This window comes from Mesorhizobium sp. WSM4871, from assembly GCF_055811295.1.
Map to the genome: position 1 here is coordinate 310,792 of NZ_JBVVPU010000005.1, position 24,623 is coordinate 335,414.

General features: G+C 61.5%; 28 protein-coding genes. 23 read left to right on the forward strand and 5 right to left on the reverse strand.

Annotated features, from left to right (window positions below; translation table 11 throughout):
• Nucleotides 1-31 precede the first annotated feature (31 nt).
• The 3 genes from AC0L2H_RS13235 (at nt 32) to AC0L2H_RS13245 (ending at nt 1,689) form a co-directional block, all read left to right on the forward strand.
• Complete coding sequence (locus tag AC0L2H_RS13235) at nt 32-430, forward strand: DUF2306 domain-containing protein (RefSeq protein ID WP_473590634.1); 399 nt, start codon at nt 32-34, stop codon at nt 428-430.
• A 24-nt stretch (nt 431-454) separates the two neighbouring features.
• A complete protein-coding gene (locus AC0L2H_RS13240; RefSeq protein WP_473590635.1) occupies nt 455-877 on the forward strand; it encodes an OsmC family protein in 423 nt (140 codons plus the stop codon).
• A 77-nt stretch (nt 878-954) separates the two neighbouring features.
• Nucleotides 955-1,689, forward strand: coding sequence for a hypothetical protein (locus AC0L2H_RS13245; protein ID WP_473590636.1), 735 nt, complete (start codon nt 955-957; stop codon nt 1,687-1,689).
• A gap of 30 nt (nt 1,690-1,719) precedes the next feature.
• Here AC0L2H_RS13245 and AC0L2H_RS13250 read toward each other — a convergent pair whose 3' ends face one another.
• The 3 genes from AC0L2H_RS13250 to AC0L2H_RS13260 form a co-directional block, all read right to left on the reverse strand.
• Nucleotides 1,720-2,349: a MarC family protein gene (locus tag AC0L2H_RS13250; RefSeq protein ID WP_008875977.1), complete on the reverse strand. Its 630-nt coding sequence runs from the start codon at nt 2,347-2,349 to the stop codon at nt 1,720-1,722.
• Between the two features lie 84 nt (nt 2,350-2,433).
• Nucleotides 2,434-2,811 carry a VOC family protein gene (locus tag AC0L2H_RS13255; protein ID WP_473590637.1) on the reverse strand — a complete coding sequence of 126 codons (378 nt, stop codon included), beginning with the start codon at nt 2,809-2,811 and terminating at the stop codon, nt 2,434-2,436.
• A gap of 32 nt (nt 2,812-2,843) precedes the next feature.
• Nucleotides 2,844-3,374, reverse strand: a complete 531-nt coding sequence (locus tag AC0L2H_RS13260; RefSeq protein ID WP_473590638.1) for a hypothetical protein — start codon at nt 3,372-3,374, stop codon at nt 2,844-2,846.
• Between the two features lie 86 nt (nt 3,375-3,460).
• Here AC0L2H_RS13260 and AC0L2H_RS13265 point away from each other — a divergent pair, with 86 nt between their 5' ends.
• Together AC0L2H_RS13265 and gyrA are read left to right on the forward strand one after the other, a co-directional pair.
• On the forward strand, nt 3,461-4,288 hold the full coding sequence (locus tag AC0L2H_RS13265; RefSeq protein WP_473590724.1) for a helix-turn-helix transcriptional regulator: 828 nt from the start codon (nt 3,461-3,463) through the stop codon (nt 4,286-4,288).
• 257 nt (nt 4,289-4,545) lie between these two features.
• Nucleotides 4,546-7,347: a DNA gyrase subunit A gene (gene gyrA, locus AC0L2H_RS13270; protein ID WP_473590639.1), complete on the forward strand. Its 2,802-nt coding sequence runs from the start codon at nt 4,546-4,548 to the stop codon at nt 7,345-7,347.
• A gap of 59 nt (nt 7,348-7,406) precedes the next feature.
• Here the strand turns inward: gyrA and AC0L2H_RS13275 are convergent, their stop codons facing one another.
• Nucleotides 7,407-7,559, reverse strand: a complete 153-nt coding sequence (locus tag AC0L2H_RS13275; protein ID WP_107647628.1) for a hypothetical protein — start codon at nt 7,557-7,559, stop codon at nt 7,407-7,409.
• 196 nt (nt 7,560-7,755) lie between these two features.
• Here AC0L2H_RS13275 and coaD point away from each other — a divergent pair, with 196 nt between their 5' ends.
• The 7 genes from coaD (at nt 7,756) to tgt (ending at nt 12,293) form a co-directional block, all read left to right on the forward strand.
• Nucleotides 7,756-8,253, forward strand: coding sequence for a pantetheine-phosphate adenylyltransferase (gene coaD, locus AC0L2H_RS13280; RefSeq protein WP_473590640.1), 498 nt, complete (start codon nt 7,756-7,758; stop codon nt 8,251-8,253).
• 111 nt (nt 8,254-8,364) lie between these two features.
• The gene (locus AC0L2H_RS13285; protein ID WP_473590725.1) at nt 8,365-8,859 is read left to right on the forward strand and encodes a peptidylprolyl isomerase; all 495 of its coding nucleotides are present in this window, start codon (nt 8,365-8,367) and stop codon (nt 8,857-8,859) included.
• Between the two features lie 39 nt (nt 8,860-8,898).
• Nucleotides 8,899-9,411 (forward strand): peptidylprolyl isomerase, encoded by a 513-nt coding sequence (locus AC0L2H_RS13290; protein ID WP_107647631.1) that lies wholly within the window; start codon nt 8,899-8,901, stop codon nt 9,409-9,411.
• A gap of 29 nt (nt 9,412-9,440) precedes the next feature.
• Entirely contained in the window at nt 9,441-9,806 is a 366-nt protein-coding gene (locus tag AC0L2H_RS13295) for a hypothetical protein (protein WP_107647632.1), read from the forward strand.
• A gap of 12 nt (nt 9,807-9,818) precedes the next feature.
• The gene (queA, locus tag AC0L2H_RS13300; protein ID WP_473590641.1) at nt 9,819-10,904 is read left to right on the forward strand and encodes a tRNA preQ1(34) S-adenosylmethionine ribosyltransferase-isomerase QueA; all 1,086 of its coding nucleotides are present in this window, start codon (nt 9,819-9,821) and stop codon (nt 10,902-10,904) included.
• Nucleotides 10,894-11,163: a hypothetical protein gene (locus AC0L2H_RS13305; RefSeq protein WP_473590642.1), complete on the forward strand. Its 270-nt coding sequence runs from the start codon at nt 10,894-10,896 to the stop codon at nt 11,161-11,163. Before queA ends, AC0L2H_RS13305 begins: the two co-directional genes overlap by 11 nt.
• The gene (tgt, locus tag AC0L2H_RS13310; protein WP_473590643.1) at nt 11,163-12,293 is read left to right on the forward strand and encodes a tRNA guanosine(34) transglycosylase Tgt; all 1,131 of its coding nucleotides are present in this window, start codon (nt 11,163-11,165) and stop codon (nt 12,291-12,293) included. The genes AC0L2H_RS13305 and tgt overlap by 1 nt, the downstream gene beginning before the upstream one ends.
• A gap of 8 nt (nt 12,294-12,301) precedes the next feature.
• Here tgt and AC0L2H_RS13315 read toward each other — a convergent pair whose 3' ends face one another.
• Nucleotides 12,302-12,721, reverse strand: a complete 420-nt coding sequence (locus tag AC0L2H_RS13315) for a DUF4864 domain-containing protein (protein WP_473590644.1) — start codon at nt 12,719-12,721, stop codon at nt 12,302-12,304.
• A gap of 311 nt (nt 12,722-13,032) precedes the next feature.
• Here AC0L2H_RS13315 and AC0L2H_RS13320 point away from each other — a divergent pair, with 311 nt between their 5' ends.
• The 11 genes from AC0L2H_RS13320 (at nt 13,033) to AC0L2H_RS13370 (ending at nt 24,623) form a co-directional block, all read left to right on the forward strand.
• Nucleotides 13,033-13,269 carry an Lrp/AsnC family transcriptional regulator gene (locus tag AC0L2H_RS13320; RefSeq protein ID WP_006334738.1) on the forward strand — a complete coding sequence of 79 codons (237 nt, stop codon included), beginning with the start codon at nt 13,033-13,035 and terminating at the stop codon, nt 13,267-13,269.
• Between the two features lie 147 nt (nt 13,270-13,416).
• Nucleotides 13,417-14,829 (forward strand): circularly permuted type 2 ATP-grasp protein, encoded by a 1,413-nt coding sequence (locus tag AC0L2H_RS13325; protein ID WP_473590645.1) that lies wholly within the window; start codon nt 13,417-13,419, stop codon nt 14,827-14,829.
• Nucleotides 14,830-14,965: 136 nt separating this feature from the next.
• Nucleotides 14,966-15,907, forward strand: a complete 942-nt coding sequence (locus tag AC0L2H_RS13330) for an alpha-E domain-containing protein (protein WP_473590646.1) — start codon at nt 14,966-14,968, stop codon at nt 15,905-15,907.
• 66 nt (nt 15,908-15,973) lie between these two features.
• Complete coding sequence (locus AC0L2H_RS13335) at nt 15,974-16,768, forward strand: transglutaminase family protein (RefSeq protein ID WP_473590647.1); 795 nt, start codon at nt 15,974-15,976, stop codon at nt 16,766-16,768.
• A gap of 31 nt (nt 16,769-16,799) precedes the next feature.
• Nucleotides 16,800-17,531: a proteasome-type protease gene (locus AC0L2H_RS13340; RefSeq protein ID WP_107647640.1), complete on the forward strand. Its 732-nt coding sequence runs from the start codon at nt 16,800-16,802 to the stop codon at nt 17,529-17,531.
• Nucleotides 17,532-17,595: 64 nt separating this feature from the next.
• Entirely contained in the window at nt 17,596-19,008 is a 1,413-nt protein-coding gene (locus AC0L2H_RS13345) for a pyridoxal phosphate-dependent decarboxylase family protein (protein ID WP_473590648.1), read from the forward strand.
• A gap of 123 nt (nt 19,009-19,131) precedes the next feature.
• Nucleotides 19,132-19,899 carry a DeoR/GlpR family DNA-binding transcription regulator gene (locus AC0L2H_RS13350; protein ID WP_473590649.1) on the forward strand — a complete coding sequence of 256 codons (768 nt, stop codon included), beginning with the start codon at nt 19,132-19,134 and terminating at the stop codon, nt 19,897-19,899.
• A gap of 127 nt (nt 19,900-20,026) precedes the next feature.
• Nucleotides 20,027-21,553, forward strand: a complete 1,527-nt coding sequence (gene glpD, locus AC0L2H_RS13355) for a glycerol-3-phosphate dehydrogenase (RefSeq protein ID WP_473590650.1) — start codon at nt 20,027-20,029, stop codon at nt 21,551-21,553.
• A gap of 39 nt (nt 21,554-21,592) precedes the next feature.
• A complete protein-coding gene (locus AC0L2H_RS13360; RefSeq protein ID WP_473590651.1) occupies nt 21,593-22,675 on the forward strand; it encodes an ABC transporter ATP-binding protein in 1,083 nt (360 codons plus the stop codon).
• Nucleotides 22,676-22,688: 13 nt separating this feature from the next.
• A complete protein-coding gene (locus AC0L2H_RS13365; protein ID WP_473590652.1) occupies nt 22,689-23,756 on the forward strand; it encodes an ABC transporter ATP-binding protein in 1,068 nt (355 codons plus the stop codon).
• Nucleotides 23,757-24,623 (forward strand): carbohydrate ABC transporter permease, encoded by an 867-nt coding sequence (locus tag AC0L2H_RS13370; protein WP_473590653.1) that lies wholly within the window; start codon nt 23,757-23,759, stop codon nt 24,621-24,623. It begins immediately after the preceding gene.

The window sequence follows — 24,623 nt, forward strand, 5'->3', positions numbered from 1 at the left end:
GTTTGAGCTGGGGCATTGAGGAGAGGGCGAGATGTCTCTCGAGCCGCTGTTGTCCGCGCCCCCTCCCATCCCGTGGCATGCATTTGCGGCCTTTACCGCACTGGCGATAGGCGGAGCGCAACTGGCCTTGCCGAAAGGCACGCCACGCCACCGTCTGTTTGGCTATATCTGGGCGGCGCTGATGCTGGTCATCGCCATCTCGGGTTTCTGGATCCAGGAGATACGCTTGATCGGTCCGTTCAGCCCGATCCATCTCCTGTCGATCCTGGTGCTGGTCACCGTGCCGCTGGCGGTCTGGCATGCTCACAGCCACAAAGTCGCCGCGCATCGCGGCGCCATGATCAAGCTCTATGTTTTCGCGCTGATCGGCGCCGGCATCTTCACGCTGCTGCCCGGCCGCATCATGCACGCGGTCGTGTTCGGTCAATAGGGTAGCCTCGCAAGGAAGAATGCAGTGAAAGCACGCGTCAAATGGGTCGAGGAACGCACCTTTGTCGGGGAGTCCGGCAGCGGCCACAAGGTGGTTTTGGGCACCGCTTTCGGCCCGGAAGGCAGGACGCCAGGGCCAAGTCCCATGGAACTGGTGCTGATCGGCACCGGCGGTTGCTCGGCCTATGACGTGGTCCATATCCTCGAAAAAGGGCGCGAGGCGGTCGAGGACTGCGTGGTCGAACTCGATGCCGAACGGGCGGAAACCGAGCCTCGAGTGTTCACCCGCATCCACATGCGTTTCATCGTCAAGGGAAGGGCGCTCTCGCAGGACAAGGTGAAACGGGCGATCAACCTGTCGATCGAAAAATACTGCTCGGCCTCAGCAATGCTGGCCAAGACGGCGACCATCACCCACGATTTCGAAGTGATCGACACGACGGCGTAAATTCAGCGGATTATTTTTATCAACGTTTAATCCAGTTCAATCCAGAAGTTTGTAGCAAGGTTGAGTTGGGATTGCTTATGTCGAATGACATCTCCTGTAAGAAGTCACTCTACGGCTTGTTGGTCGCCGAGATAGCTCGAAACGCAGCGAAAAACGAACCTATCCAATTGACTTCCGATGGTGGATTTATTGATAGAAATCAGGTAGATGCGGTTGAGATTGGTCGCAAGGGAAGTGTCTTTTGCCACAACTTCACGTCCGCCTTTGAAAGAGCCTCTTTCGTTCTGTGGGCGCTCGAGATTGCTGAGCCGGTTAAACAGGTGGATACGCATTGGGAGGTGATACCGAACTCGCCTCGCGGGCAGCCACGCGCCTACTTTCAACTCCAGCAGGATATTGATGCCATAGCGGCCGTTGCGGCAGGCGAAGCGTCGCGAATGTTCCCCTCGCTCGACTATGTGTTGAGCACCTACCTCGACATCATTGAACAGGTAACAAGCCCCTTTGTCGAGCTGGCAGTGACTTTGAAAAATGACAGCGAATTGAACTCGATAGCAGAGCTTCGCGAGCTAGTCGTGTCGACTCTGCCAGATGGATACGACGGTAAGCGAGCCCATTTGCCGATCCTCATTGAAACGTCAGTTCCACCTTTTGCAGTGCTACTTGAACGAGCAGGCTATCTCATTCGCGAACACGGGCGTCTCGTCTGGACAGAGGCCGCCGCGCCGGCTTTGCGTGGCAACTGGTATGCGTTGCAAGGTGGCGACGTCACTATTGACGAGGGGCGGCCTCGGCTTCGCCTATTGAACTAAATCGGGCGCATGTCTGAACCGGTTTACTTGCTACCCCGCCATCAGCGCCTTGATGCCGTCGGCGACGAACTGCACGGCAAGTGCCGCCAGGATGACGCCAAGCAGCCGGGTCAGGATCGAGCGGCCGGTCTGGCCGAGGATGCGGTCGATGCGCTCGGCCAGCACGAACACCAGATAGGTGATGGCCAGGCAGACGAAGATGATGGCGACCAGCGCCGCCTGCGCGGCAAAGCCCTGGAACGAGCCGGAAAGCAGGACAGTCGCCGAAATCGCGCCCGGACCGGCAATCAGCGGGATCGCCAGCGGGAAGGCGGCGATGTTGTGTATCATGTCCTTGGTGATGGCAACGTCGCCGATCTTCTCCTTGCGGTCCTGCCGGCGCTCGAACACCATTTCGAAGGCGATGAAGAACAACAGAAATCCGCCGGCGACGCGAAACGCCGGCAAGGTAATGCCGAATACCGAGAGGATCGACGCACCGGCGACCGCAAACAGCGCCATCACCAGGAAGCCGATGATCGAGGCGCGGACGGAGACCTGCTGACGCTCCTCGCGGTTCATGCCGCGCGTCACGGCAAGAAAGAGCGGCGCCAGCCCGGGCGGGTCGATGGTCACCAGGATGGTGACGAACGCGTTGAACAGGCTGTCGAAGCTCGGCATCTCTAACCCTCCCGCCGGGCAGCGCCCGCTCTGCTTAATTGGTAGAGCAAAGCAGGGGCGCTGCAAACAGGCAGGAGAAGGCGGCTAGCTGGCGGCGCTGCAATAGGCTTCGGTGCGGTATCCGTCCGGGTCGATGACGAAGGCAGCGTAGTAGTTGTCGCCGTAGGATGCTCGCAGGCCGGGCGGGCCATTGTCGCTGCCGCCTTCACGCAGTGCTGCCGCGTGGAATGCATCGACGCTGGCGCGCGTCGGCGCGGCGAAGCAGAAATGCAGGCCGGACTCCGCGTCCGTCTTCACCGGCCGCGGGGCCTCGTTCACCCACAGCGCCACCGTTTCCCGGCCATAGCCGAGCGAGCCGGGTGACTGGCTGAGGCAGGCGTAGCCGAGCGGTTTCAACGCGGCATCGTAGAAGCGTTTCGAGGCGTCGGCGTCTCGGACGCCGATCGAGACATGGTCAAGCATATTTTTCTCCATGTTTGCAAAGTGTTGGTTGATCAGGCTGGAGTCAGGCGACGCGCCAGGAACTCGACCTCGAGGCGCCAGTCCACGCTGCCGTCATGCGCGCACTCACCCAGCCAGCGGAACGAGTTTTCGGTGATCCGGAAGAAGCTCCAGCGCACGGAGGAGCCACGCGCGTCGACACCTTGCTGGACGATCGTGTCGCCTTCGGCGCGGCCGAGCTGGCGGCTAAAATACTGGTTGCGCGGATCGCTCCAGAAAATGTGCCAGGCGTCGGCGCCGGGATCATAGACGCGCAATGTCGTGCCATGGAACGTCCATGTGCCGAGCGAAGCCTGTGCGCCGGTGTTCCGCGCGGGCAGGATCCACACATCCTGGATTGCCTTGCCTTCCAGAACCCAGCCGAAATGCACCTCGCCGCGCCCGGTCAGAACCGTGCCGTCTTCGAGATGGCGTGTTGCATCGAATGTCCATGCGCCGACGAAGCGTCCATAGAGATCCAGCTTTTCAGCCAGGTCGGGGTTGGGTCCGTCGCTGTGCAGCGCTTGGGTCAAGGGATCGGTCATGGTTGCTGCCTCGTTTGTCAGGAGAGCGCGACCAATAGGGCCATGGCCGGGTTCTGCGCTTGGGAAAAATTGCTATCTTTCAGACCATGACGACGAACGAGCAAAACCTGGCATCGGGGCCGGGCTGGCACGTGTCCGACGTGGTGTGCACGGCCGGCGCCGGCGACAGGCCGTTCGAGGAAGAGCACCGGACTTACTGTGTCGCCGCGGTGACCAGCGGCACCTTCCGCTACCGCACGCGGCAGGGTATGGCGATGCTGGCTCCCGGCGCCATCCTGCTCGGCAATCCCGGCGCCTGCTACGAATGCGGCCACGAACATGGAGCCGGTGACCGCTGCCTCTCCTTCCATTTTGCTCCGGCCTATATGGAAGCCATCGTTGCCGAGGTGCCTGGCGCGAGGCGATTGGGCTTTGCGGCGCCCCGCTTGCCGCCCCTGCCGGTGCTGGCGCCGCTGCTGGCGGAGGCGGAGGCCGCGCGCGAAACGGCTGACAGCGATGCGTTCGAGGACCTCGGCCTGCGCATCGCCGGCGCGGTGGTCGCCGCAGCCACCGGTTCCCTGCGGGCCCGCAGGCCGCCAAGCCGCCGCGACCAGAAACGGGTCGCCGAAGCAGTCAGGCTGATCGAGCTGGAGGCCGACCGGCCGCTTTCGCTCACTGAGCTTGCCGACGAGACGGCGACCAGTCCCTATCATTTCCTGCGGACATTCCGGCAAGTGGCGGGCATGACGCCTTACCAGTTCCTGCTGAAAACGCGGCTGCACCGGGCAGCGGTGCGGCTGCGGATGTCGAACGATGCGATCTCGGCGATTGCCTTCGAGGCGGGTTTCAACGATCTGTCGACCTTCAACCGCCGCTTCCGGCGGGTCATGGGGGAAGCGCCCGGCGCCTATCGCGCCCGCCGGCGCGTTTCTTAGCGTCGACCCGTTCCATGTCTGTAAAGCCATATGACGGCTAGGTTGTCGCGATCGAGGCTGTTGGCCAAGGACCACGACCCATGGCGGGCTTTGCTTCGGTTATGGCGAAAAGCGCCTTGGCCATATCGTCGCAATCGGCGGTATCCTTTTGAAATTACCAACGAAATTGTCTCTGGAAAAGCCGTCGCCGATATTGGAGTTTCGGCGGCGCTTCCTATATAAGCAGCCAGTGATTCCCGACTGGATTGTGACCTGATTTGACCGACCAGAAACCACCGCGCGGCGCCGATGGCGGCCCGACCGGCATAGAGCCGATATCCATCATTGAGGAGATGCAGCGCTCCTACCTCGATTACGCCATGAGCGTGATCGTCAGCCGTGCGCTGCCCGACGTGCGCGATGGCCTGAAGCCGGTGCATCGGCGTATTCTCTACGCCGCCCATGAGAGCGGCTACCACTGGAACCGCAAATATGTGAAGTCGGCCCGCCCGGTCGCCGACGTGATGGGTAAATACCATCCGCATGGCGACGCCTCCATCTACGACGCCTTGGTCCGCATGGCGCAGGACTGGTCGCTGCGCGTGCCGCTGATCGACGGGCAGGGCAATTTCGGTTCGATCGACGGCGATCCGCCGGCGGCGATGCGTTACACCGAGTCGCGGCTGACCAAGGTCGCGCATGAATTGCTGGAGGATATCGACAAGGAAACCGTCGATTTCCAGGATACTTACGACGCCTCTGATACCGAGCCGAAGGTGCTGCCGGCTCGCTTCCCCAACCTTCTGGTCAACGGTTCCGGCGGCATTGCCGTCGGCATGGCCACCAACATCCCGCCGCACAACCTCGCCGAAGTCTGCAACGGCGCCATCGCCATCATCGACAATCCGGCGATCGATCTGCCGGCGCTGATGGAGATCATCCCGGGACCGGATTTCCCGACCGGCGGCATCGTGCTTGGCCGTTCCGGCATCTACAGTGCTTATTCGACCGGTCGCGGCTCTATCGTCATGCGCGGCCGCGTCAATGTCGAGCAGCGCGGCAACGACCGTGAATCGATCGTCATCACCGAGGTTCCCTACCAGGTGAACAAGGCCTCGATGATCGAGAAAATGGCCGAACTGGTGCGCGACAAGCGCATCGAAGGCATTTCCGACATCCGCGACGAGAGCGATCGCCAGGGCTACCGCGTCGTCATCGAACTGAAGCGCGACGCGGTCGCCGACGTCATCCTCAATCAGCTCTATCGCTTCACGCCGCTGCAGACGTCCTTCGGCGCCAACATGGTGGCGCTCAACGGCGGCAAGCCGGAAGTGCTGACGCTGATCGATATGCTGAAGGCGTTTGTCTCCTTCCGCGAGGAGGTGATCAGCCGGCGTACGAAATTCCTGCTGCGCAAGGCGCGCGACCGCGCCCATGTGCTGGTCGGTTTGGCCATCGCCGTCGCCAATATCGACGAGGTGATCAAGCTCATCCGCACCGCGCCGGATCCGCAGACGGCGCGCGAGCAGTTGATGGAACGGCGCTGGCCCTCGGGCGACGTCGAATCGCTGATCCTCCTGATCGACGATCCGCGCCATCGCATCAACGAGGACGGCACCTATAATCTGTCGGAGGAGCAGGCCCGCGCCATCCTCGAACTGCGCCTGCAGCGCCTGACCGCGCTCGGCCGCGACGAGATCGCCGACGAATTGAACACGATCGGCGCCGAAATTGTCGATTATCTTGACATTTTGTCGTCCCGCGCCCGCATCCAGCAGATCGTCAAGGATGAGCTCATCGCCGTGCGCGACGAGTTCGGCACGCCGCGCCGCACCGAGCTCACCGACGGTGGGGCGGATATGGAAGACGAGGACCTGATCCAGCGCGAGGACATGGTCGTGACGGTTAGCCATTCCGGCTACATCAAGCGCGTGCCGCTGTCGCTCTACCGGGCGCAGCGCCGTGGCGGCAAGGGCCGCTCCGGCATGTCGACCAAGGAAGAGGATTTCGTCACAAGGCTGTTCGTCGCCAACACGCATACGCCGGTGCTGTTCTTCTCCTCGCGCGGCATCGTCTACAAGGAAAAGGTGTGGCGCTTGCCGATCGGCAACCCGCAGTCACGCGGCAAGGCGCTGATCAACATGCTGCCCCTGGAACAGGGAGAGCGCATCACCACGATCATGCCGCTGCCCGAGGACGAAACGAGCTGGGGCGAGCTCGATGTGATGTTCGCTACCACGCGCGGCACCGTGCGCCGCAACAAGCTGTCGGACTTTGTCCAGGTCAACCGCAATGGCAAGATCGCCATGAAGCTGGAGGAGGAAGGCGACGAAATCCTCGGCGTCGAGACCTGTACAGACAATGACGACGTGCTTTTGACCGCAAGTTCCGGCCAGTGCATCCGCTTTTCGGTCAGCGACGTGCGTGTGTTCCAGAGCCGCAATTCGGTCGGCGTGCGCGGCATCGCCATGGCCGACAGCGACAGGGTGATCTCGATGGCGGTGATCGAACATGTCGACGCGCCGCCGGCCGAGCGCGCTGCCTATCTCAAGCGGGTGGTGGCCGAACGGCGGCTCGCCGCCGATATCGCGGCCGGCGAGGAGGAAGACATCCAGCTCACCAATGAGGAGGTCGGCGAGGAGACGGAGCTTTCCGACGAACGCTACGAGTTCCTGAAGGCGCATGAGCAGTTCGTGCTGACGGTGACGGAATATGGGTATGGCAAGCGCTCGTCGTCCTATGATTTCCGGCTGACGGGACGCGGCGGCAAGGGCATCCGCGCCACCGATGTGTCGAAGACGGCAGAGATCGGCCGCCTGGTGGCGACCTTCCCGGTCGGCAATGACGACCAGATCATGCTGGTTTCGGATGGCGGCACCGTCATTCGCGTGCCGGTCCACGATATCCGTTTCGCCAGCCGCGCCACCAAGGGTGTGACCATCTTCAATACCGCCGAAGGCGAGAAAGTCGTGTCGGTGGAGCGGATTTCGGAACCGCAATCGGACGAGGAAGTCGAAGAGAACGTCGAGGTCGGGTCGAATGGCAGCGTCGAGGACGCTGGTACGGACACCACCGAATAGGCCTTGAAACGGCGGCGCCGACCCACGGCCGGCGCGAATGCAATCTGTGGGTACGTGACTTAGAAGTGTCTGTAGGGTTTTCGCACACCGAAGCCTTCAAAACGCTTGGTGTTGGCCTTTGCGCGAACGCGGTCCGCCTCCTGATGCAGCCCAAATACGGTGGCGATCAGCATGGCGACGGTCATTGCGGTGGCTAGCATGTAGATCAGCATGTGCGTGTTCTCCTGCGCCTAACAACGGTTAAATGGGGATTTGGTTTCATCTTCTGAAGCTGCAACCTAGTGAACGCTGCGTGAAGCGTTCGTGATCAACGCATTCATCTGTCGTTCATGTCCGCGAAAAGGTTCACGTACGTTGCATCAATCAATCGGATTTGCCTTCCGCCCGTGTGCCCGCTAGAAGCCTGCCATGACCGAACGCATCGCCCTTTATGCCGGCTCCTTCGATCCGCTCACCAACGGCCATCTCGACGTGCTGAAAGCGTCGCTGGCCGTGGCCGACATTGTCTATGCGGCGATCGGCATCCATCCCGGCAAGAAGCCACTGTTTTCCTTCGAGGAACGGGTGACGCTGATCGAGAGTGCAAAGGCGGAATTCGGCCGCGACGGCGCCCGCATCAAAGTCGTCGCCTTCGACGGGCTGGTCATCGACGCTGCCAGGAAGCATGGAGCTTCGATCATGATCCGCGGCCTGCGCGACGGCACCGATCTCGACTATGAGATGCAGATGGCCGGCATGAACGAGACCATGGCGCCGGAACTGCAGACGGTTTTTCTGCCGGCCAGCCCTTCGGTGCGAACCATTACCGCCACACTTGTCCGCCAGATAGCCTCGATGGGGGGCGACATCCGCCCCTTCGTGCCGGCGGCCGTGGCCGGTGCGCTCACCGCCAAATTCGCGAAATAGATTTTCGGAGATCATCCAATGCAGCTGAAAAAGCTCGCCTCGTTCCTCATCGTGCTTGCCGGTCTTGTGACCGCGTCGGTTTCGGCCTTCGCTGCCGATCCGGAAAACACCATGATCATCACGCTGAAGGACGGCGACGTGACCGTAGCGCTGAGGCCTGATCTCGCGCCCAAGCATGTCGCGCAGATCAAGAAGCTGGTGCGCCAGGGCGCCTACGACAATGTCACCTTCCACCGCGTCATCGACGGCTTCATGGCGCAGACCGGCGACGTCAAGTTCGGCAACATGAAGAGCGGCTTCAATGCCGATGCTGTCGGTACCGGTGGTTCCGATCTTCCCGATCTGCCGGCCGAATTCTCCAAGACCGAGCACTATGAGCGCGGCGTGGTCGGCATGGCCCGTTCACAGCACCCGAATTCCGCGAATTCGCAGTTCTTCATCATGTTCGCGCCGGCGCCGCCGCTCGATGGCCAGTACACCATCGTCGGCAATGTCGTCAGCGGCATGGAACTGGTGGACAATATCAAGAAGGGCGACGAGGCGAACAATGGCACGGTCAGCGACCCCGACCGGATGATCAAGGTGCGCATCGCCGCGGACAAGTAAAATTGTCAAATAAGTCTGTTTTTCAAAAGGATATCTGACATGGCCGAGATCAAGGACCGCGAGAACGCGCTCATCATGGAAACGACCAAGGGCAAGGTCGTCATCGAACTTTTCCCCGATTTGGCGCCCGGCCATGTCGGCCGCATCAAGGAACTGGCGCGCGAAGGCGCCTATGACGGCGTGGTGTTCCACCGCGTCATCGACGGTTTCATGGCGCAAACCGGCGACGTCAAGTTCGGCAATTCCAGCAAACCGACTTTTGCGCCGGCCCGCGCGGGCATGGGTGGCTCGGAAAAACCCGACCTGAAGGCGGAATTCTCCAACGCCAACCACGCTCGCGGCACCTGCTCTATGGCGCGTTCGCAGAACCCGAACTCGGCCAATTCGCAGTTCTTCATCTGCTTCGACGACGCCGCCTTCCTCAACCGCCAGTACACAGTCTGGGGCCAGGTGATCGAGGGCATGGACAATGTCGACAAGATCAAGCGCGGCGAGCCGGTGCAGGATCCCGACAAGATCGTGTCGCTGAAGGTTGCGGCCGACGTAAAATGAGTTGCCGGGCTGTCGCAGCAGTCACGCTGATGTTTGCTGCTGCAGCCACGCCGGCGCTCGCTACAGAATCGATCGTTTGCAGTGCCGAGGGCGGCGCTGCGTCGATCGACGTCCTGCTGGGACACACCGCCGTCATCGCCGTCGCGCGTGTATGGCTGGATGCCGGCGGCAAGACATGGACCACGGACGGGCAGCCGGGCTCGACGAAAATCGTCGTTGGACAGGCATTCGAGGACGATCAGCGCATGCTGATCGACCTCACCGATGAAGCCATCAGTTCGATCGTCGCCAGATTGCGGCTGGTCAAGGCCAGCGAACAATCCAGCACGGCTATGGGCGGTACGCTGAGCGTAGAAGGTGTTGGCGCCTGGGCGGTGACCTGCCCTGAACCTTGAGGCGGGGAATTCTTGCGCGTCGATCTTTTCGATTTCGAACTGCCGGAGGAGCGCATCGCGCTTCGCCCGGCCGAACCGCGCGACAGCGCCAGGATGCTGGTGGTCAGGCCACGCGAAGGGCTTGAGGACCGGTCGGTGCGCGATCTGCCATCCTTGCTGAAGCGCGGCGATGTCCTGGTCTTCAACGACACCAAAGTCATTCCCGCGCAACTGAAAGGCATCAGGCGGCGCGGCGAGGCGGTGGCGCAAGTGGAAGCGACGCTGCATATGCGCACCGCGCCGGACCGGTGGCTGGCTTTCATGCGGCCGGGCAAGCGCGTCGCCGCTGGCGACCGCATTCATTTCGGTCATGACGGCAATTCCTGCTTTCTCGGCCAGCTCGACGCCACGGTGATCGAGAAAGGCGACGGCGGTGAGGTGCTGCTCGGCTTCGACCTTTCCGGTCCGTTCCTCGACGAGGCACTGCACGCTGTCGGCCATATCCCGCTGCCACCCTATATTGCGTCGAAGCGTGACGACGATGAGCGCGACCGCGGCGACTACCAGACCATCTATGCAAGGGAGGAGGGGGCGGTAGCCGCCCCGACGGCCGGCCTGCATTTCACGCCGGAGCTGTTCGTCGCGCTCGACGCGAAGGGCATCGAGCGCCGTTTCGTCACCTTGCATGTCGGCGCCGGCACCTTCCTGCCAGTGAAAGCCGACGACACCGCCGACCACAAGATGCATGCCGAGACCGGCTCCGTCAGCCCGGAAACAGCCGAGGCGCTGAACGCCGCGAAGGCGAGGGGCGGGCGCATCATCGCCGTAGGCACGACCTCGCTGCGCCTGCTGGAAAGTGCGGCAAGCCCGAATGGCCGGCTCGCCGCCTGGTCGGGGCCGACCGACATTTTCATCACGCCCGGCTACCGCTTCAAGACAGCCGACATGCTGATGACCAATTTCCATCTGCCGCGTTCGACGCTGTTCATGCTGGTTTCGGCCTTCTCGGGGCTCGAAACGATGCGCGCGGCGTATGCGCATGCCATCGAGACCCGTTACAGGTTCTATTCCTATGGAGACGCAAGTCTTCTGTTCAGGGAGGAGAACGATGGACGATGATCTGGAAACCTTCGATCGCGACGCCTTGATCGCCGAGGTCAGGAAATTGCGTGCCGGCATTCGCACCCACCGCGATGCCACCGGCCATGATCTGTGCTGGCATCATCCCGATCTCTGGGACCTGTTGCCGGAAAGGGCCGAGCCGGCTGTGGCCGTGCCGCCCTGGCCGAAATTCATGCGCGGCTGCATCCGCTACCGGCAATCGCTGGACAGGCAGGCCCCGAATGCGCCGGTGCATGACAAGGAATTCAATGACTAATGACTAGAGAGTTCACCTTCAAGGTATCGGCGACCGACGGCAGAGCGCGGCGCGGTGCGATCACCATGCCGCGCGGTGAAATCCGCACGCCGGCCTTCATGCCGGTCGGCACCGGCGGCACGGTGAAGGCGATGTATATGGATCAGGTGCGTGGCGTCGGCTCGGACATCATCCTTGGCAACACCTATCATCTGATGCTGAGGCCCGGCGCAGAGCGCGTGGCGAAGCTCGGCGGCCTGCATGAATTCGCCCGCTGGCCGCATCCGATCCTGACCGACAGCGGCGGCTTCCAGGTGATGTCGCTGTCGAAGCTGAGGAAACTCACGGAAAAAGGCGTCACCTTCCGCTCTCATATCGATGGCGCCGCCTTTGAGATGTCGCCCGAACGCTCGATCGAGATCCAGGGGCTGCTCGATTCCGACATCCAGATGCAGCTCGACGAATGCACTGCACTGCCGGCCGAGAAGAAGGAAATCGAGCGCGCCATGGAATTGTCGCTGCGCTGGGCCGAGCGTTGCAAGTCGGCGTTCGGCGACCAACCGGGCAAGGCGATGTTCGGCATCGTGCAAGGCGGCGATGTGCCTGATTTGCGGTTGCGTTCGGCGCAAGCGCTGAAGGCGATGGATCTGAAGGGTTACGCCGTCGGCGGGCTGGCCGTCGGCGAACCGCAAGCGGTAATGCTCGACATGCTCGACATCACCTGTCCGGAACTGCCGGCGGACAGGCCGCGCTATCTCATGGGCGTCGGCACGCCGGACGACATATTGAAATCGGTGGCGCGTGGCATCGACATGTTCGATTGCGTCATGCCGACGCGCGCCGGCCGCCACGGCCTCGCCTATACACGGCGTGGCAAGGTCAATCTGCGCAACGCCCGCCATGCCGACGATCCACGCCCGCTGGACGAGGACAGCGACTGCCCGGCGGCGCTGGATTATTCGCGTGCCTATCTGCACCATCTGGTGCGTTCGCAAGAAGCGCTGGGGGCGATGCTGCTGACCTGGAACAATCTTTCCTACTATCAGAAGCTGATGCAGGACATTCGCGCCGCTATCGAGGCCGGCGCGTTCGACGCGCGAGCCGCTGAAATTTCCGAAGGCTGGATGAGGGGCGATATTCCAGCGATGTGACCGAGCGTTCAGGTGCTCAGCGCATTGGATGCGCGCAGGCTGCAGCCGGTTATCCGGTAGGTGCCGTCGGGCTGCTGCTCGAGCGTATAGACGGCCTCGTAGTCCTTGCCGTCCGGTCCGATGATCAGCACCTGCTGGATAATCGATGTCGGGCTCATTTCCTGCACCTTGCCGAAAGAATAGGTCCGTGGCTTGCGCACCGGCGCATAGCCATTGGTCACCATGTTCATGAAGGTGTCGACGGTCGGAAAGATGCGTTTCACATTCGGCGCGGCGAAGCTGTAGGCGGCAGCGCCGTCATCGGCCATGAAAGCCTTCAATTGCCCGTCGATGATTGCTTGACCTGCCTTGATCTCGGCATCGCCGGCTAAGGCTGGGAGCGCGAAAATGAATGGAACGATTGCGAATGCGAAAACCGCGCGGCGCATGGCCTGTCTCCATTGTCCCCTGAGGAGCCGTCCGAAGACGCTCAGCATACCATACGCTTGACGGCGGTTCATGGTTTCAGCGACGGCTAACATTCAGCGTCTCATATGCGGAACTCAGGCGAGGGCGGCCTTAGCGCGCCCTCATGCTTGAAAGCCGGGCGGCAGTCTGCCACAAGGGCCGCTTGTGCACATGACCCCGAAAATCGAAATCGATTTTCGGAAAGGATCATGCGCAATCAAAGTGCTACAGCGTCCTTTGCGCGTCCAAATGGACGCGCGGCGCTGGAGGTGGGGCTGAGCAGGACTGGGCAATGAAGGCATTTTTCGTGCAGATAAAGTGCGATCTGGGCAAGGCCTATGAGGTCGCCAGTGCGCTCGCCGATGCCGAGATCGCCTCGGAAATCTATTCGACCGCCGGCAATTACGATCTGCTCGCCAAATTCTATGTCGACGACGAGGAGGACATCGGCCACTTCGTCAACGAGAAGGTGCAGATTCTACCCGGCATCAAGGACACGTTCACGGTCGTCACCTTCCGCGCCTTCTAAGAAGGCAAACCCCTGATACAGCCACATTGTTGCTGCCCTAATTTTAGGCAGCGATGACATACTGATCGCCGACACCCCTGAAATCGCCGATTGCGCTTGATTTTCTCCGGCGGGGCCAGTGAAATGGCGTCACAGGGGAGTATGCGATTGGCAGCGTTTGATGAAATGCTTCCGGAAGTTTCCGGGTTGAGAAAACCATATTCGGCTTACGATCGCTGGCTGAAGGAGCAGGACCCGGCCAGACTTACCGAGAAGATGCAGGACGCCGAACGCGTTTTTCGCAAGACCGGCATCACCTTCGCAGTCTATGGCGAGCAGGAAGCATCCGAACGCCTTATCCCCTTCGATATCGTTCCACGCATCATTTCCGGCAACGAATGGCGGCGGCTGACGCAAGGCATCGAGCAACGCGTGCAGGCGCTGAACGCCTTCCTCGACGACATCTATCATCGCCAGGAGATCTTGCGCGCAGGCCGCGTTCCCAAGGAACTGATCGCCAGGAACGAAGCGTTCCTGCCGGAGATGATCGGGGTCAGGCCACCGGCCGGCGTCTACACCCATATCATCGGCGTCGACATCGTGCGCATCAGCGAAAACGAATTCTATGTGCTCGAGGACAATGCGCGCACGCCGTCGGGCGTCTCCTACATGCTGGAGAACCGTGAGACGATGATGCAGCTCTTTCCCGAGCTGTTTCAGCAGATCAAGGTGCGGCCTGTCGAAAACTACCCGCAACTCCTGCGCCAGTCGCTGGCGGCGGTGCGGCCGCAAAGCGCGAAAGGCACGCCGACCATCGCCGTGCTGACGCCAGGCAGCTACAACTCTGCCTATTTCGAACACGCCTTCCTCGCCGACCAGATGGGCGTGCAACTGGTCGAAGGACAGGATCTGCGCGTCGTCGACGGCCATGTCGCGATGCGCACCACCGAGGGCTACAAACAGATCGACGTGCTTTACCGAAGGGTGGACGATTCGTTCCTCGATCCGCTGACCTTCCGGCCGGACTCCGCGCTTGGCGTGCCCGGCATCATGGATGTCTATCGCGCCGGCAACATCACCATCGCCAACGCGCCAGGGACCGGCATCGCCGATGACAAGGCGATCTACTCCTACATGCCCGAGATCGTCGAATTCTACACCGGCCGCAAGGCGATCCTCGGCAACATCCCGACCTGGCGCTGCTCGGAACCGGACAGCCTGAAATATGTGCTCGAGCACATCGACGAACTGGTCATCAAGGAGGTGCATGGTTCCGGCGGCTACGGCATGCTAGTCGGGCCGGCGGCGACCAAGAAGGAATGTCAGGATTTTTCCAGGAAACTCCAGGCGAAGCCGTCGAATTACATCGCCCAGCCGACGCTGGCGCTGTCGACCTGTCCGATCCTGACGGAGAAGGGCCTGTCGCCGCGCCATGTCGATCTCAGGCCCTACGTGCTGGTTTCCGACCGCATCCAGATCGTGCCCGGCGGGCTGACGCGTGTGGCGCTCAAGGAAGGCTCGCTGGTCGTGAATTCCTCTCAGGGCGGCGGCACCAAGGACACCTGGGTGCTGGATGATTAGAGTAAGTGAGTAGGGAATAGTCAGTAGTCAGTCGTGGAAGTAGAGGGGACAGCGAATGCCATATTCCATTGAGATTCAAACACTTACTGTTCGCTGCTCACTATTCGCTACTCACTAGCCCAAAGGGCAACTCCACATGCTTCTAGGCCGCACCGCCAACGGGCTCTACTGGATGAACCGCTATATCGAGCGGGCGGAAAACATGGCGCGGCTGGTCGATGCCGGGCTGCGCATGGCGCTGACCCGTACCCAGAACGCCTCGGAGGAGTGGAATTCGGTGCTGCTCAGCGCCGGTTCGGACGCTGCCTTCACCCAGAAACACCAGGAGTACACCGCTGCCAACGTCGCCGACTTCCTGCTAAGGGACACGTCGAACCCATCGAGCACGATGTCGTCGATCGAGACGGCCCGCAGCAATGCCCGCATGGTGCGCACCGCGCTGACGCGCGAGACCTGGGAAAGCATCAACGAAGCCTGGATGGCGCTGAAGCGGATGCTGGCCAGGCCGATCGACGAGCGCGACCTGCCCAGCGTGCTCGACGCCATTAAGCGTGAGACGGCGCTGATCCGCGGCTCGTTCTACGGCACCATGCTGCGCAACGAGATCTTCGATTTCTCGCAGCTCGGCACCTATGTCGAACGCGCAGACAACACGGCGCGCATCCTCGACGTGAAATACTATGTGCTGTTGCCGTCGATCTCCTGGGTCGGTTCGACGCTGGACAATTACCAGTGGGAGTCGATCCTGCGCTCGGTGTCGGCGCACCGCTCCTATCGCTGGGTCTACGAGGCCGACTACAAGCCGACCAATATCGCCGACTATCTGATCCTCAATGTCCGCATGCCGCGCTCGCTGACCTTCTGTTATCGCTTCCTGACCGAGCATCTGAAATTCCTTGGCGACGACTATGGCGAGCGTCATGCCTGTCATGCGACGGCCGGCAAGACCCAGGCCATGCTGACGGCCGGCTCGATCAAGGACATATTCGACGCCGGCCTGCATGAATTCCTGGCCAATTTCATTCGCGACAACACCAGGCTCGGCGACGAGATCGCGCAGGATTACAAGTTTTACTGAGCATGATCCGGCAAAGTGGAGACGGTTTGCCGACAGGATCATGCTTACAAATGGAAAATGACGCCCATGCGGCTCAAAATCACCCATCGCACCGAATACCGCTACGATGCGCCGGTGCACTATCTGCTGCAGCGGCTGCGGCTTTTTCCGGCCAGCGGATCCACACAGACAGTCTTGTCCTGGGCCCTGCAGATCGAAGGCGCGCGCGAGGAAGTGCGCTTCACCGACCATTTTGGCAATGACACACGGCTGCTGAGCGTCGAAGGCGAGCGCGATTTCATCACCGTCGAGGCATCAGGCGAGGTGGTGACACGCGACACCGCGGGCGTTTCCGGGCCGCATCAGGGTTTTGCGCCGCTCTGGCTGTTCAGCCATGAAACGCCGTTGACGGCGATTGGCAGCGGCATTCGCGAACTCGCCGCATCGGTCGGAGAGGGCACCGATATCGAGAGACTACACCGATTGATGGCCGTGATTGGCGAGCGCGTCGCCTATACGCCTGGCACGACCAACGCAGCGACGCCGGCCGAGGAGGCGCTTGGGCTCAAGACCGGTGTCTGCCAGGATCACACCCACATTTTTGCCGCCGCCGCGCGCGCCATGGGGTTCCCGGCCCGCTATGTCAGCGGCTATCTGATGCTGGGTGCGGCGGTGGAACAGGCGGCAAGCCACGCCTGGGCCGAGGCGCATGTTTTCGGGCTCGGCTGGGTTGCCTTCGATGCGGCCAACGGCATTTCTCCAGACGAACGCTATGTAAAGGTGGCGACCGGCCGCGATTACCGCGATGCCACGCCCGTATCGGGAATTCGGCTGGGACAGGCGGAAGAACAGCTTGCGGTCACCGTCACGGTGGAGCAGTAATTCCCGGCAAGATTGCTGCCAAAGAGATTCGATGACCTATTGCGTCGGCTTGAAGATCGATCGCGGGCTCGTGTTCATGTCGGACACGCGCACCAATGCCGGCATGGATTCGATCTCGACCTTCAAGAAGATGCATGTCTGGGAGGAACCGGGCGAGCGCGTCATCGTCCTGATGTCGGCCGGCAACCTGGCGACGACGCAGGCCGTGGTCAGCCTGCTCGACGAGCGCACCAAGGCGATTGCCGATCGCCATGCGACGCTGCTGGAAACGCCTTCCATGTACCAGACGGTGCGCATGGTCGGCGACACCGTCAAGGAAGTCATCGCCCATTCGTCGCCTACCGGCGACAAGGCCGATTCCTATTTCAATGCTTCCTTCATCCTCGGCGGCCAGATCAAGGGCAGTGAGCCGCGGCTGTTCATGATCTATCCCGAGGGCAATTTCATCGAATCGACCGACGACACACCCTTCTTCCAGATCGGCGAGACCAAATACGGCAAGCCGATCATCATCCGTGCCTATGAAAGGACGATGAGTTTCGCCGAAACGGTGAAGCTGCTGTTGGTGTCGTTCGACTCGACGCTGAAATCGAACCTGTCGGTCGGCCTGCCGCTCGACCTGCTGTTCTATGAAAAGGACGCCTTCAAGATCAGCCTGAAGAAGCGGATAGCCCAGGACGATCAATATTACCGCACGATCTCCGACGGCTGGTCGAACGCGCTGAAGGCTGCCTTTGCGAGCCTGCCCGATTTTCGGGAATAGCGCCAACCTTCTTCGCAGGCGTGCGGCGATACAGGCTGCGCTCGGATAATTTCCCGGAGGTGCGATGAACAAGGATGATTTCCGGCAATGGTCGAGGCGCGCCGCCGATTGGGGCGCCGACTATCGCGATACGTTGCGAGAAAGACCGGTGCGGCCGCTGGTCGAGCCGGGCGACATTTTCAGGAGTATCGAAGCCTCGCCGCCCGAGGCGGCGGAACCGATGGATGCAATATTCGCCGATTTCGAACACAAGATCCTGCCGGGCATGACGCACTGGCAGCATCCGCGCTTCTTTGCCTATTTCCCGGCCAATGCCGCTCCTGTCTCGGTGGTGGCTGAGTACCTGGTCTCGGCGATGGCGGCGCAATGCATGCTCTGGCAGACCTCGCCGGCGGCGACCGAACTCGAGACGCGGGTCGTCGACTGGATGCGGCAGGCGCTTGGGCTGCCGGAAGGGTTTTCCGGCGTCATGCAAGATTCGGCGTCGTCGGCGACGCTCGCGGCCGTGCTCACCATGCGCGAGCGCGCACTCGACTGGCAAGGCAACAAGAAGGGCCTGCATGGCCAGCCGGCATTGCGCGTCTATTCATCCGACCAGGTGCATACCTCCATCGACCGGGCGATCTGGGTATCGGGCATCGGCGAGGAGAACCTCGTGCGCATCCCAGTTGCCGGCCGTTTTCGCGCCATGGATGTCACAGCCCTCGAAGCGGCAATCGTCGCCGACCGGGAGGCGGGCATGCTGCCGGCCGGCATCATCGCCAGCGTCGGCGGCACCAGCACCGGCGGCACGGATGACGTTGCCGGCGTTGCCGCGGTAGCCAGGCGCCACGGGCTCTACCTGCATGTCGATGCGGCCTGGGCCGGGTCGGCGATGATCTGCCCGGAATACCGGCATTTCTGGGCTGGCGCCGAGCAAGCGGATTCCATCGTCTTCAATCCGCATAAATGGCTGGGGGCGCAGTTCGACTGCTCGGTTCAGTTCATCCGCCAGCCGGAGGATCTCGTTCGCACGCTGGCGATCAAGCCCGAATTCCTGAAGACGCACGGGCGTGATGGCATCATCAATTATTCCGAATGGTCGGTGCCGCTTGGCAGGCGTTTTCGCGCACTGAAATTGTGGTTCCTGCTACGGGCCCATGGGCTGGAAAATCTGCGGACCATGATCCGCAACCATGTTGCCTGGAGCGAACGTCTCGCCGCGCGGTTGGCCGGAGAGCCGGATTTTGAGATCGTCACCGAGCCGATGCTGTCGCTGTTTTCGTTCCGGCACGTAGCGGCTAAAGGCGGCGATGCCGACGAACACAATCTTCGCCTGGTCAACGCGATCAACGACGATGGCCGCATCTACCTGACGCAGACGCGCGTGGACGGGCATGTCGCGATCCGTTTTCAGGTCGGCCAGTTCGAGACGACGGCGGCGGACATCGACACTGCCTTCGAAACCATCACGGAGATCGCCCGCGGCTTGGCTTGATTGGCCTCGGAGAGTTGCGCCGAGGTTGCTTTCGCAATCTTGAGATTTTCATTAGCCGGCTTGTGCCTTTTCATCACTTTCGTTTTGGTCTATTGACAAGAAAAACGAAAGAGAGGCTCACCGATGTATCTGTCGCCACGGCATGCCGAAATCATCCAGATGGCCAAGGACCATGGCCGTGTGCTGGTCGACGATCTGGCAACGCATTTCAACGTGACGCCACAGACAATCCGCAAGGATCTCAACGATCTGTGCGACCAAAGGCTGCTTTCCCGCATCCATGGCGGGGCGCTGTTTCCGTCCGGAATCGAGAACATGGAATATGAGGCGCGGCGCAAGATCGCTGCCGATGAGAAGGAGGCGATCGGCCTTGCGGCGGCGAAACTGATTCCTGACAACGCCTCGCTGTTCATCAACATCGGCACCACGACAGAGTCGGTCAGCAAGGCGCTTCTCGATCATACGGGCCTCATGGTCATCACCAATAATATTAATGTTGCCAACAGGATGCGCATATATCCTTCGATCGAGGTGGTGATCGCCGGCGGCGTCGTGCGAGGTTCCGACGGCGGCGTGGTCGGCGAGGCGGCAGTCGATTTCATCCGGCAGTTCAAGGTCGACTATGCGGTGATCGGCGCCTCGGCGATCGATCATGACGGGGCGCTGCTTGATTTCGACTTTCGCGAGGTGAAGGTGGCGCAAGCGATCATAGCCAATGCAAGGCACGTCATCCTGGTGTCCGACCAGACCAAGTTCGAGCGCACGGCGCCGGTTCGCATTGGCCATCTGTCGCAGGTCAACACCTTCATCACCGACCGCTGCGACATTCCGTCGGTGCGCAAAATCTGCCAGGAGGCAGAGGTTCAGCTGATCGAAACGTCGCTGTCCTAGAGGATGTCGTTGCGGCAATTTGTTGCCGTTTATATTTCGTTTGACATTCGTTCTCATTTCGAAATAATCCCGCTACGGTTTCGCAAAAGATCAAAAATGCTGCAATGCGAAATTGTTGGAGGACTTTGTGGAGGCATCCCCGATCCATGACATTTTCGTCATCGGTGGCGGCATCAATGGCTGCGGCATTGCCCGTGACGCCGTTGGGCGCGGCTTTTCGGTCTTCCTTGCCGAGATGAACGATCTGGCGAGCGGAACCTCCTCCGGCTCGACCAAACTGATTCATGGCGGTTTGCGCTATCTCGAATTTTATGAGTTCCGTCTCGTGCGCGAAGCCCTGATGGAGCGCGAGGTGCTGTGGAAGAATGCGCCGCACATCATCTGGCCGATGCGTTTCGTGCTGCCTTACGCAAAAGGCCTGCGTCCGGCCTGGCTGATCAGGCTTGGCCTTTTTCTTTACGACCACATTGGCGGGCGCAAATTGCTGCCGGCGACGAGAACGCTGGATATGGCAAGAGATCCGGCCGGCAAACCATTGAAGCCGCTGTTTCGAAAGGCCTTCGAATATTCGGACGGCTGGGTCAACGATGCGCGGCTGGTGGCGTTGAACGCTCGCGACGCCGCCGACCGGGGCGCCACGATCCGGACCCGCACCAAGGTTGTCGGTGCACGCCGCGACGGAGACCTCTGGACGATCCGTCTGGAAGATATCCGCACCGGCGAACATGAGGAGGTCAAGGCACGGCTTCTGGTCAACGCCGCTGGTCCGTGGGTCGACCATGTGCTGTCCGGCACGGTCGGCTTGAACGACGTGCACAATGTCCGCCTTGTGCAGGGCAGCCACATCGTCATCGGCAAGAAGTTCGACGACCCGCGCGCCTATTTCTTCCAGAACAAGGATGGACGGATCATCTTCGCCATTCCCTATGAGGAAGAATTCACCCTGATCGGCACTACGGACCAGGATTATCCCGGCGATCCCCATGACGCGAAGATCAGCGACACCGAGATCGACTATCTCTGTGCCGCGGCTAGCGAATATTTCGCGCAGGCCGTCAAGCGCTCCGACATCGTCTGGACCTATTCAGCCGTGCGTCCGCTCTATGATGACGGCGCCTCGAAGGCGCAGGAAGCCACCCGCGACTATGTGCTGAAAGCGGATGGCGGCGAAGGCGTTGCGCCGATCGTGAACGCGTTCGGCGGCAAGATCACCACCTATCGCCGGCTGGCGGAATCGATGCTCGGCAAGATCGAGGATTTTCTCGGCAAACGTGGCAAGCCATGGACGGCGAACGCGCCGCTGCCGGGCGGTGATTTCCCGGCTACCGGCTTCGACGCCGAAGTGGCGAAACTGAAAACGGCCTATCCGTTCCTCGACGCGCGCCTGGCCCGCCGGCTGACCCGGCTCTACGGCACCCGCGCGCGCATGCTGCTGGGGTTGGCCAGGTCGACTGCCGATCTTGGCCGGCACTTCGGCGCGGATCTCTACGAGGCGGAGGTGCGCTATCTCGCCCAGAACGAGTGGGCCGTCACCGCTGACGACGTCTTGTGGCGGAGGACCAAGCGTGGCCTGCATCTCAGCCGCGAACAGGCGGCGGCGCTGGAGGAGTTCATGCGTGGAATAAGCCGACGCCATGTGGCGGCGGCCGAGTAGGGATGGCCAAGTGATGCAGAAAGCCTGGGAGGAGGCATCATGCTGGAACTGAGAAACGTCACCAAGACGGTGGGCGCGGCGGAGCATATACGCGACGTGTCGCTGACGCTTCAGCACGGCTCGCTCAACGTTCTGCTCGGGCCGACGCTGTCCGGCAAGACCAGCCTGATGCGGCTGATGGCCGGCCTCGACGTGCCGGCCTCCGGGTCGATCTGGTTCGACGGCAAGGATGTCACCGGCATGCCGGTGCAGAAGCGCAACGTCGCCATGGTCTACCAGCAATTCATCAACTATCCGGCGATGACCGTCTACGAGAACATCGCCTCGCCACTGCGCGTGGCTGGCGCTGACCGGGCGAAGATCGACAGCGAGGTGCGCAAAGCCGCCGCGCTCCTCAAGCTGACGCCCTATCTCGAGCGCACGCCGCTCAGCCTCTCCGGTGGCCAGCAGCAGCGCACGGCGCTGGCGCGCGCCATCGTCAAAAACGCCAGCCTGGTGCTGCTCGACGAGCCGCTCGCCAATCTCGACTACAAGCTGCGCGAGGAACTGCGCGCGGAACTGCCAAAGATCTTCGCGGCGGCCGGGACCATCTTCGTCTATGCCACGACCGAACCGCACGAGGCGTTGCTGCTCGGCGGCAACACGGCAACGCTTTCCGAAGGCCGCATCACCCAGTTCGGGCCGACGATCGACGTCTTCCGCAGGCCGAACGACCTGGTCACGGCCAAGACCTTCGCCGATCCGCCGCTCAACACGATCGTGCTGAAGAAAAGCGGTTCGAGCTTCCTCCTTGATGGTGGGGTTAACCTCCCGGTGCCGGCTGAGCTCGCCGGCATTGCCGATACGAGCTACACGATCGGCTTCCAGCCCCACCATCTCTCTTTTGCGCGGCCAAGCCCTTCAGCGGTTTCGGTGAAAGCCAAGGTCTCGATCACCGAAATCACCGGTTCGGAAAGCTTCGTGCATCTCGACTTCGCCGATGTGCGCTGGGTGATGCTGGAGCACGGCATCCTGGCGTTCGAGCCGGACCAGGTCATCGAGGTGTTCATCGACCCCCGCCACATCATGGTGTTCGACGCCAACGGCCGCTCGGCGGCAGCACCGCAGATGCTGGCGGCTTGAGGGAGGAGGGCACATGGCGCGCATCGACTGCAACCACATCCGCCACGCCTACGGTCCCAATCCGAAGTCGGACAAGGACTATGCGCTGAAGGAAGTGCATCAGGTCTTCGAGGATGGCAGCGCCTACGCGCTGCTTGGGCCGTCCGGTTGCGGCAAGACCACGCTGCTCAACATCATTTCGGGATTGCTGCATCCCTCGCACGGCCAGTTGCTGTTCAACGGCAAGGACGTGACCAATTTGTCGACGCAGGAACGCAACATCGCCCAGGTGTTCCAGTTCCCGGTCATCTACGACACCATGACCGTCTACGACAATCTGGCTTTCCCGCTGCGCAATCGCGGCGTGCCGGAAGCCGATGTCGACCGCAAGGTGCGCGAGACGCTGGACATGATCGACCTGGCGTCATGGGCCAGGAAGAAGGCGCGCGGACTGACCGCAGACCAGAAACAGAAGATCTCGCTCGGCCGCGGGCTGGTGCGCTCGGACGTCAACGCCATCCTGTTCGACGAGCCGCTGACCGTCATCGACCCGCATATGAAGTGGGTGCTGCGCTCGCAATTGAAGCAGCTTCATCGCCGCTTCGGCTACACGATGGTCTATGTCACGCACGACCAGACCGAGGCGCTGACTTTCGCCGACAGGGTCGTCGTCATGTATGAGGGCGAGATCGTGCAGATCGGTACGCCGGCCGAACTGTTCGAGCGGCCGCGCCACACCTTCGTCGGCTATTTCATCGGCTCGCCCGGCATGAACGTCATGCCGGTGGCGATCGAGGGCAAGACGGCGACGCTTGGCAGCCAGCGCATCGAACTGCCCGGCGCGCCCCAGACGGCAACCGGCCCGATCGAGCTCGGCATCCGCCCCGAATATGTCAGGCTTGGCCGCGACGGCATGGCGGTAAAGGTCAGCAAGGTCGAGGATGTCGGCCGCCACAAGGTGGTTCGCGCCAGTCTCGAAGGCCGCGAGATCGCCGCCGTCATCGGCGAGGACGAGACCGTGCCGGCCGAGCCGAAGGTGCGCTTCGATCCGGCCCGCATCAACATCTATGCCGATTCCTGGCGTGTCGAGATGGGGGCGTAGATGGAAAAGACCTGGAACAACAAGGCCTGGTTCCTGGTGCTGCCGGTGCTGGTGCTGGTGGCGTTCTCGGCTGTCATCCCGCTGATGACCGTCGTCAACTATTCGGTGCAGGACACGTTCGGCAACAATGTCTTCTTCTGGGCCGGTACGGAATGGTTCGAGGAACTGCTGCATTCCGACCGCTTCTGGGAAGCGATGGTCCGCAATCTGGTCTTTTCCTTCATCATCCTGGCCATCGAGGTGCCGCTCGGCATCTTCATCGCCCTCAACATGCCGAAGAAGGGTTGGGCGGTGCCGGTCTGCCTGGTGCTGATGGCGCTGCCGCTGCTCATCCCGTGGAATGTCGTCGGCACGATCTGGCAGGTTTTCGGCCGCAACGACATCGGCCTCTTCGGCTATTACGTCAATGCGCTCGGCATCGACTACAACTATGTCCAGGATCCGATCGACGCCTGGATCACCATCATCATCATGGATGTCTGGCACTGGACAAGCCTCGTCGTGCTGCTCTGCTACGCCGGACTGGTCTCGATTCCCGATGCCTTTTATCAGGCGGCCAAGATCGACGGCGCGTCGCGCTGGGCGGTGTTCCGCTACATCCAGCTGCCGAAGATGAAGCGCGTGCTTCTGATCGCCGTGCTGCTGCGCTTCATGGATAGTTTCATGATCTACACCGAGCCTTTCGTCGTCACCGGCGGCGGTCCCGGCAACTCGACGACGTTCCTGTCGATCGACCTCGTCAAGACGGCGCTCGGCCAGTTCGACCTCGGGCCGGCGGCAGCCATGTCGCTGGTCTACTTCCTCATCATCCTTCTGCTGTCATGGGTGTTCTACACCGTGATGACCAACTACGACGCGGAGCGCTGA

What these genes read in the sequence shown, in the direction of transcription:
- AC0L2H_RS13235 (WP_473590634.1), top strand. Translation starts at nt 32, where the DNA reads ATGTCTCTCGAGCCGCTGTTGTCCGCGCCCCCTCCCATCCCGTGGCAT.
- AC0L2H_RS13245 (WP_473590636.1), top strand. Translation starts at nt 955, where the DNA reads ATGTCGAATGACATCTCCTGTAAGAAGTCACTCTACGGCTTGTTGGTC.
- AC0L2H_RS13250 (WP_008875977.1), bottom strand. Translation starts at nt 2,349, where the DNA reads ATGCCGAGCTTCGACAGCCTGTTCAACGCGTTCGTCACCATCCTGGTG.
- AC0L2H_RS13255 (WP_473590637.1), bottom strand. Translation starts at nt 2,811, where the DNA reads ATGCTTGACCATGTCTCGATCGGCGTCCGAGACGCCGACGCCTCGAAA.
- AC0L2H_RS13260 (WP_473590638.1), bottom strand. Translation starts at nt 3,374, where the DNA reads ATGACCGATCCCTTGACCCAAGCGCTGCACAGCGACGGACCCAACCCC.
- AC0L2H_RS13265 (WP_473590724.1), top strand. Translation starts at nt 3,461, where the DNA reads ATGACGACGAACGAGCAAAACCTGGCATCGGGGCCGGGCTGGCACGTG.
- AC0L2H_RS13275 (WP_107647628.1), bottom strand. Translation starts at nt 7,559, where the DNA reads ATGCTGATCTACATGCTAGCCACCGCAATGACCGTCGCCATGCTGATC.
- coaD (WP_473590640.1), top strand. Translation starts at nt 7,756, where the DNA reads ATGACCGAACGCATCGCCCTTTATGCCGGCTCCTTCGATCCGCTCACC.
- AC0L2H_RS13285 (WP_473590725.1), top strand. Translation starts at nt 8,365, where the DNA reads ATGATCATCACGCTGAAGGACGGCGACGTGACCGTAGCGCTGAGGCCT.
- AC0L2H_RS13290 (WP_107647631.1), top strand. Translation starts at nt 8,899, where the DNA reads ATGGCCGAGATCAAGGACCGCGAGAACGCGCTCATCATGGAAACGACC.
- AC0L2H_RS13295 (WP_107647632.1), top strand. Translation starts at nt 9,441, where the DNA reads ATGTTTGCTGCTGCAGCCACGCCGGCGCTCGCTACAGAATCGATCGTT.
- AC0L2H_RS13305 (WP_473590642.1), top strand. Translation starts at nt 10,894, where the DNA reads ATGGACGATGATCTGGAAACCTTCGATCGCGACGCCTTGATCGCCGAG.
- tgt (WP_473590643.1), top strand. Translation starts at nt 11,163, where the DNA reads ATGACTAGAGAGTTCACCTTCAAGGTATCGGCGACCGACGGCAGAGCG.
- AC0L2H_RS13315 (WP_473590644.1), bottom strand. Translation starts at nt 12,721, where the DNA reads ATGCGCCGCGCGGTTTTCGCATTCGCAATCGTTCCATTCATTTTCGCG.
- AC0L2H_RS13320 (WP_006334738.1), top strand. Translation starts at nt 13,033, where the DNA reads ATGAAGGCATTTTTCGTGCAGATAAAGTGCGATCTGGGCAAGGCCTAT.
- AC0L2H_RS13330 (WP_473590646.1), top strand. Translation starts at nt 14,966, where the DNA reads ATGCTTCTAGGCCGCACCGCCAACGGGCTCTACTGGATGAACCGCTAT.
- AC0L2H_RS13335 (WP_473590647.1), top strand. Translation starts at nt 15,974, where the DNA reads ATGCGGCTCAAAATCACCCATCGCACCGAATACCGCTACGATGCGCCG.
- AC0L2H_RS13340 (WP_107647640.1), top strand. Translation starts at nt 16,800, where the DNA reads ATGACCTATTGCGTCGGCTTGAAGATCGATCGCGGGCTCGTGTTCATG.
- AC0L2H_RS13345 (WP_473590648.1), top strand. Translation starts at nt 17,596, where the DNA reads ATGAACAAGGATGATTTCCGGCAATGGTCGAGGCGCGCCGCCGATTGG.
- AC0L2H_RS13350 (WP_473590649.1), top strand. Translation starts at nt 19,132, where the DNA reads ATGTATCTGTCGCCACGGCATGCCGAAATCATCCAGATGGCCAAGGAC.
- AC0L2H_RS13360 (WP_473590651.1), top strand. Translation starts at nt 21,593, where the DNA reads ATGCTGGAACTGAGAAACGTCACCAAGACGGTGGGCGCGGCGGAGCAT.
- AC0L2H_RS13365 (WP_473590652.1), top strand. Translation starts at nt 22,689, where the DNA reads ATGGCGCGCATCGACTGCAACCACATCCGCCACGCCTACGGTCCCAAT.
- AC0L2H_RS13370 (WP_473590653.1), top strand. Translation starts at nt 23,757, where the DNA reads ATGGAAAAGACCTGGAACAACAAGGCCTGGTTCCTGGTGCTGCCGGTG.